At 56.5% G+C, this 959-nt stretch carries 2 protein-coding genes and 1 pseudogene; 1 reads left to right on the forward strand and 2 read right to left on the reverse strand.

All coding sequences use genetic code 11. The features are described 5' to 3' along the window. Together VI234_RS21155 and VI234_RS21160 are read right to left on the reverse strand one after the other, a co-directional pair. Window positions 1-592 (reverse strand): annotated as a pseudogene (locus VI234_RS21155) (RNA-guided endonuclease TnpB family protein); the annotation flags it as partial. After that, entirely contained in the window at window positions 589-732 is a 144-nt protein-coding gene (locus tag VI234_RS21160) for a hypothetical protein (protein WP_023843275.1), read from the reverse strand. The gene VI234_RS21160 and the pseudogene VI234_RS21155, both read right to left, overlap by 4 nt. Window positions 733-827: 95 nt before the next feature. Between VI234_RS21160 and VI234_RS21165 the strand changes: the two genes are divergently transcribed. Beyond that, window positions 828-959, forward strand: a 132-nt coding sequence (locus VI234_RS21165) for a transposase (RefSeq protein WP_336331226.1), incomplete at its 3' end; no start/stop codon positions are given.

Here is a 959-nt window from a genome sequence, read left to right on the forward strand (position 1 = left end):
TGTCTTCGTTCACGTCCACACCGACGACCGTCCGCGAGTCCTGCTTGTCTCGAACGGTCTGTTCGGTGTTGGTGACGTTGACGTGCAACTCAGCGTTGTCGTTGTGGAACAGGGCTTCCGCCGTCCCAATCTTCCACTCATCGCTTTCGAGTGCGGTCTGGAGAATGTCGAGGTTGGCGTCACTCCCTTTGAGGACGCCCGTGACGTGCTTGTACGGCTTCGCGCTGATGCGGAACGCCACGTCGCCGTCGTCGGTGAGCGACAGGTTGTACCCCTCCTCGTAGTTCGTTCGGAGGGGGTACGCGCCGTCCTTGGTGTGACTGGGTTTGCCGAAGTCGTCGTACTCGTAGTAGTTCTCCATCGCGCCGAGTGCTTTGGCGACGACGCGCTGTGTCGTGTTTTTCACGAGGTTGGCGTCGTCGGCTACACGGTCGGGAATCGCGTCCCAGTCGACGCCTTGCTTGGCGAGACGGATGGTTTCGTTGTACACCGACCGCGCTTCGAGGGTGGCGTCGTACAGCAGGCTCTCGTTGTCACTCTGGATGTCGAGTTGGAAGTCCAGCGTCTTGACGAGAGCCTGTGAGTCGGTCATTCTTGCTCGTTGGGTTGGACGTGACGGTAGTGGAGGAGGAGCGTGCGGAGTACGCTGTCGAAACTCGTGTGGCCCTCCTCGTCCTTGAGTTCGTCAAGGTCGTCGTACACGGTGTCGGATACCTTGAGTTGTTTCGTCACGTCTACCCCTTATTCTTCCACAGTTAAAAGTTTACTTATGGTAGTCTGTGAGTCACTTCAAAGAATACTTTCGATTGGTCGTTGTATTGGTATGTATGGGCGAGAAGCGGTCGAACCACACGGTGTACAACATTAACTACCACTTCGTGTGGTGTCCGAAGTACCGCCATACCATTCTCGAACCAATCGAGGATTCGCTGGAAGCGAGTTTCCGTGCCATGTGCGAC

Source organism: Haloarcula sp. CGMCC 1.2071 (assembly GCF_037078445.1).
Taxonomy (GTDB): Archaea; Halobacteriota; Halobacteria; order Halobacteriales; family Haloarculaceae; genus Haloarcula; species Haloarcula amylolytica.